The organism is Cupriavidus sp. 05N38, from assembly GCF_056397345.1.
Window position 1 is genome coordinate 1 of sequence record NZ_JBFTNF010000145.1, and the last position, 5,432, is coordinate 5,432.

Here is a 5,432-nt window from a genome sequence, read left to right on the forward strand (position 1 = left end):
CGCCAGGCCAACGAACCAACGAAACAGCATGTTGTACGCCAGGCCAACGAACCAACGAAACAGCATGTTGTAGCGCATTTGCTCCATCAACATGCGCTCGCTGCGCACGGAGTAAAACACTTGCAACAGCAGTGCACGCAGCAACTTCTCTGGGGCAATCGAGGCACGTCCGCTGTCGGCATAGATGGTGCTAAACAGCCCGTTGAGGTCCTTCAGTGCGTCGTTGACCAGCAGCCGGATTGCCCGCAATGGATGATCAGCGGGGACGAGGTCTTCCAACTTGACCGTCGTGAACAACGTCTATTGCATCTCATCCATTCCACGCATCGCATCCGCCACCCGAGTTTATGAACACGATATCCATAACGTCTGGCACCCAATCCCCGTTTACTCGGGGGCCAAATTCAACAGCCTGCTAAAGCACGAGGTCAGGACGCAGCGTCGATGAAGTGGTTGGTGATTCCCTCGAGCAAAAAGACCGCCGCTGCTTGACACGGGATGTGCGGGAGTGGCAGCGGCGGGGCCGTCCATCAAAGTAATGCAGATAGGAAGGTAATGGAGCGTACGAAGCGTCGCTATTAGCCGTTTGGCTGAGCACCTTCGCTCGGTGTCGGCGCGCGCCTAGGGCCGGGGCGTCATGCCATCGGCTGATCCTCGCATTGTCGGAGATGGGTGCGAGTGAGTCCGTCGGCGGAGGTAAGGGTCAGGATCAATTGTGTAAGGAGGCCGCCCCCTCCGGGCCTGTCCACAGGGTGGAGTTGGAGACGAACTCGGTTGCCATCTGCATCGGTGTACGCGTACTGCTCCGCCCCTGCATCGGGCAGGCGACCACCGCTCAATCCCTGCGCCTGCGCGGCGAGGACGGCAGACCGGGCGTAGTGCTGCTGACAGGCTTGGTCTACCACCCCGCATAGCTTCTGGAAGACGGCCTTGGCAGGCGGCTGGGGGGCTGAAAGAACGTTGAGCATAGTGACTCGGGCGCCGGCGGCGCGCTAGGTGGGGTAATAAGCCTGTAGCGTAAAAGTCCTGAAAACGCGTACTGGCAGCTCTCGCAAACGTATTCCTGATGGATTGTCATCGCCCCCACCGCGCACGCGCCGAGCGTCACCTTGGTCGACTCGCAGGACGGGCAAAAGGTGACGCGCAGGGCAATCACGCGCGCTTTCCATTCGCCGGGATCAAGCATGATCGCCTCCTAGGCGCTCCCACTCATGCGCCCCTGACAGTGCTCGCGCGCCCAAATCGCGCGGGCGACCTGCTCGAGGCGATCGGCTTCACGCTTGGCCGCCATTACCTGGTGTTCTAGCTCACGTTCTGCGTGGCTGCCCGCCTTCGCGTCGAGCAGCCGGTAGAACAGCTCTATCCACTGGCTCTCGGCCACCTCCCAGGCGGAAAACTCGTCCGGCACGACGCGAGGCGCGTCAATCAGGAACCAGTCAACGGTCATGGATGGTGCCCTTAAGGGAATCGGTAAAGCAATGTGGCAGAAGTACTGGAGTGCGTCCATCAGGCAAATGAGTTAGTCGGTAGCGCTGCCTGCCATGGTGAGGAGTTGGAGCCCCACTTCAAGACCCGCGGTCGAACCGCTGGGCCGGCACCGCGCCCGGCCGTTTCACCCGGATCCAGTCCTGGTTCCGCTTGCCGCAGGCGTAGACGCTGCCCGCGCGCTTCCCTACTATGCCMTCCAGCTTGAGCGCGAGGGCGTTGTCATAGAGCCATTCCCCAACCATCCACCGCGGCCACGTAGAGTAGGCCGGCCGGCGGTGACTTCCCCAGGAGGCGGTGCAGCGCGACCTTGCGCTTCTCGATCGGCTGCGTGCGGAAGTCCCGGTCGCCGGCCACGAGCAGATCGAAGATGCAGTACGCCACCAAGTGGGCACCCTCGTGCCAGCCGCGGCGCGCCACGCGCCGGTGCAGCCGGTCGAAGTCGCTGATGCCAAGGTCGTTCAGGGCGCCCACCTCGCCGTCCACGATGTTGCCTGGCGGCAGCTTGCCCAGCGCCTCGGCGATCTCCGGGAACCAGCGCGTCGCGTCCGCGCCACCGCGCGTCTGCAGCGCCGGCGAGCCGGGTGGCGGCCAGCAGCCGGTAGCCGTCGTACTTGATTTCCCAGTGCCACTCGCCGGTGGTCGGGATCGCCTGCCGGTCGGTGAGCAGCATGTGCGAGAGGTCAGCGAGGGCGGGGGCTGGCGCTTGGGCCGGCATGGCTCAGCCCGGAATGTCACCCGGGTCGTTGCTTTATCTCGTGATGAGAGACCAGTTGGAAGTCTGCCCACTTTCGTGTCGGGTGATGTCGCAACCCGTATCCGGACCATTACGGTCTGACATTTGCTTTCTCCAACCTCCTTTACCCACCTTGCCAACAGCTTTTCTTCGCAGTCGGTCTGCCCAGTGGGCAGCGAGATGGGCTTACCCTGTTCCGCTATGGCAGCGGGATGGCGAAGGTTCTCTCTTTACCCCGGCAGACACTATGTTCTGCGTACGCCCACTACAGACTGGGCGCACCCGTTCGCGTAGCTTTTGCCCTCAGCCTGTCAGCATTGAGGATTTGAATGATGGGAATGTAGCGCGCGTGCAGCATACGAGATCCTGCTGGCGGCGGCAGCTGCGGCCTTCCGGTAACCGGCGGCAGACACAGCAACGGGAGTGGAGCCCCTTCTTGTGTCTGCGCATCCCTCTCGATGCTATGGCTGTGGATACTCTCCTGTTTCAGCAACGCCGGACGTCGTTCGCGCTCGGCGATCCACGTTCCACGGTGCTCGAATCCCGGGCTTGAGAAGTTCACTGACCTTTGAGAGCACGCGGGCCAGGGACTCCCGGAGCGCCGCCAACGTGGCGTGTTCGCTGGAGATTTCTGATACCCGACCACCATTGGCAAGGATCATTATGGCGTTGTCATCGGCTGAGGTCAGTGGATCCAGCAATGCCAACACCGGAGCTTCGGGGAAAAGAACCTACGGTAGCTGTAAGGGGGCGCCAACAGCCTGTCGGTACGGTACCGTTCCGGCCCGACCACTTTACATTATCGCTTTACATTGGATCCGGTTCGGATTCCGCTTGCCGCAGGCAAAAAGAAGCCACTGACCGGGGGAGGTAGACAGGAGCAGTGAAGACTCAAGGGCCATTTCCAGTGAGCTGGTGTCAGAACAATACTGAGGCTGATGGATCGCCATCGGCTCTTGGGATGGCGCTGTGATCCGCGTTGCGGGCGACTGGCGCGGCCTCGGCGGCCTTGCCGTCGGCCGGATAGAGCCGCTGAAGAGGGGGCCGCGCGGGGCGGCTAGTTAATGCTGTCTCGATGTGGTGCAGATCTGACCATCACGGTCATGTACAAGCAGCTCGACGGCCTCTTGTGCCGCAAGCTGGACACCGGCGGTGATCGCATCCGCCTGGCTATCGTGGCGCGAACGGATGCCGATGGAACCCTCGCGTTTAATAGCCCAGCCATCGCCATACGGCAATACATGGAAATTTGAATTCCCGGGCATCTAGATCTCCCGTACTGGTTTCCTTCAGTGTTGGCCGGCCTTGCGTCATCCACAATGGGGCGTTGTCTGACATGGCGCCACTATGCGTCCACGTCTGCCCTTGGGGCTCGTGGCGTTGCCTCGGCATCCATGAGCTCGGCCGGGTAGGGCTGCATGAAGCTGCGTGTCCACTCCGGATCCCGGCACGTCAGCCAGTCATCCCACTCCGGCCGCGGCACGATCACGATCACGATCACGATCATCCGTTTTTCCTTGCCCGGGGCGTGGAAGCGGTTCATCAGCGGGTGCTTGTCCGAATTGATGGTCAGCATGGTGAAGCTGAACAGCTGGCTGCCGCCTTCGTCTACCCAGTCGCACCACAGGCCGGCGATCGCAAACTCGGGCTCGTCTTTCAGCCAGATCTTCCAGCGGACCGACTTGGGCCCGGCCTCGTAGTTCGGCTCGAAGAAACTGCAGCCCGCTAATGGGTGTCGCCTCAGTCATGCAGCCAACGGCTGTATTTCTTTTGTCTGTGACGCCATGGCCACCACCGAGTCCCGCTCAGGGTTAAGCGTCACGGCGCCGACGGGCGTCCAGTCACGCGTGCTGCCTGACCAGCGAGCCGGGTGGCGTTCGCGGGCCTGAAGGTAGACTTCATGCCGAGCCGCGAGAATCTTCCGGTCATCGCCGACGTGCCGCTGCGATGGGCTGACATAGCGGATGCCGCTATGACGGTGGTCAACGTTGTACCAACGCACGAAGTGGGTCGCCCAGGCCCGGGCTGCGTCCAGATCGACGAAGCCATTGACAGGGAACTCTGGCCGATACTTGGCGGTTCGGAACAGCGACTCGGCATAGGCGTTGTCGTCGCTCACGCGCGGCCGGGAGTATGAGGGCTTCACACCCAGCCAGTACAGCATGGCCAGCACGGTCGTGGCCTTGAGCGTGGCACCGTTATCGCCGTGCAGCACTGGCTTGACGGGCATGGTGGCGATGCCCTCGGCCAGCGCCGTGCGGCGCACCAGGTGCGGGGCGTGCAGCGAGTCGTCGCTGTCGTGCACCTCCCAGCCTACGATCTTGCTGTAGAGGTCCAGAATCAGATACAGGTGGAACCATTGCCCGATCACGGTGGCCGGCAGGTAGGTCAGATCCCAGCACCAGACCTGGCGCGGCGCCGTGGCGATGTGCGTGGTCGGCGGCCGGACGACCTTGGGGGCCTTGGCTCGACCGCGGTGCTCGGTCTGGCCGTGTTCACGCAGCACGCGAGCAAAGCTCGACTCGCTGGCAATGTACACACCTTCGTCGGCCAGCATGGGCACGATGCGCGCTGGCGGCATATCAGCAAAGCGCGCCTCGTTGGCTACGCTCAACAGTGCTGCGCGCTCGGCTGGGCTCAAGGCATGCGCAGGTGCCGGACGCGCTGCGTCTGGCCTGCGATCGCCCGAGGTGAGACCTTCGCCAGCCTTCCATCGCTGCAGCGTGCGCAGGTCGATGCCGGCGGTCTCGCACGCCAGACGCAACCGCGCGCCATCGGTGTGCGCCACGCGGATGTTCTGGGCCACGAATTGGCGATCTTCGAGGCCGATCATTCGTCCTCGCCTTTGTGCAAAATCGCCTCGAGTTTTTTTGAGAGCACCAGCAAGGCCGCCGTCGCACTCCACTGGTCGGATCCTCGCGTGCGACGCAGCGCACGGCGCGCTCGCCGACGCACTCGGGAGATATGTGCTGGAGCCGTAGGGAGACCGTTGCSATGCGAGCCCGCGCGCACCGCAMCCRCGGCGTGYGGCAGTGTTCAAGGCGTGATGGCTACCTTCAGCACGCCATCGCGCTGATTGGCGAACAACTCGTACGCCGATTCGATCTGATCAAGCTTGAACCGATGCGTGACGAGCGGCCCGAGATTCAACCTGTCGCTCTGAATGACCTGCATCAGGCGGCGCATCCGTTCCTTGCCACCGGGACACAGC

Annotated in this window: 5 protein-coding genes and 2 pseudogenes; all 7 read right to left on the bottom strand. The window is 62.8% G+C overall.

Annotation, left to right across the window (positions count from 1 at the left end; translation table 11 throughout):
- A partial coding sequence (locus AC1DK4_RS40455; protein WP_477132257.1) for a transposase occupies nucleotides 1–297 on the bottom strand: 297 nt, incomplete at its 3' end.
- Between the two features lie 898 nt (nucleotides 298–1,195).
- Nucleotides 1,196–1,447 (bottom strand): hypothetical protein, encoded by a 252-nt coding sequence (locus tag AC1DK4_RS40460; protein WP_441650493.1) that lies wholly within the window; start codon nucleotides 1,445–1,447, stop codon nucleotides 1,196–1,198.
- 260 nt (nucleotides 1,448–1,707) lie between these two features.
- A complete protein-coding gene (locus AC1DK4_RS40465; RefSeq protein ID WP_441650494.1) occupies nucleotides 1,708–2,313 on the bottom strand; it encodes an ATP-dependent DNA ligase in 606 nt (201 codons plus the stop codon).
- Nucleotides 2,314–3,282: 969 nt separating this feature from the next.
- Complete coding sequence (locus tag AC1DK4_RS40470; RefSeq protein ID WP_441650479.1) at nucleotides 3,283–3,486, bottom strand: DUF2188 domain-containing protein; 204 nt, start codon at nucleotides 3,484–3,486, stop codon at nucleotides 3,283–3,285.
- A gap of 80 nt (nucleotides 3,487–3,566) precedes the next feature.
- The gene (locus AC1DK4_RS40475; protein WP_441650481.1) at nucleotides 3,567–3,965 is read right to left on the bottom strand and encodes an SOS response-associated peptidase family protein; all 399 of its coding nucleotides are present in this window, start codon (nucleotides 3,963–3,965) and stop codon (nucleotides 3,567–3,569) included.
- A pseudogene (locus AC1DK4_RS40480) lies at nucleotides 3,966–5,173 on the bottom strand (DDE-type integrase/transposase/recombinase); the annotation flags it as partial. It lies immediately after the preceding gene.
- Between the two features lie 84 nt (nucleotides 5,174–5,257).
- Nucleotides 5,258–5,432, bottom strand: a pseudogene (locus tag AC1DK4_RS40485) (NAD(P)-dependent alcohol dehydrogenase); the annotation flags it as partial.

What these genes read in the sequence shown, in the direction of transcription:
- AC1DK4_RS40465 (WP_441650494.1), bottom strand. Translation starts at nt 2,313, where the DNA reads ATGGTCCGGATACGGGTTGCGACATCACCCGACACGAAAGTGGGCAGA.
- AC1DK4_RS40470 (WP_441650479.1), bottom strand. Translation starts at nt 3,486, where the DNA reads ATGCCCGGGAATTCAAATTTCCATGTATTGCCGTATGGCGATGGCTGG.
- AC1DK4_RS40460 (WP_441650493.1), bottom strand. Translation starts at nt 1,447, where the DNA reads ATGACCGTTGACTGGTTCCTGATTGACGCGCCTCGCGTCGTGCCGGAC.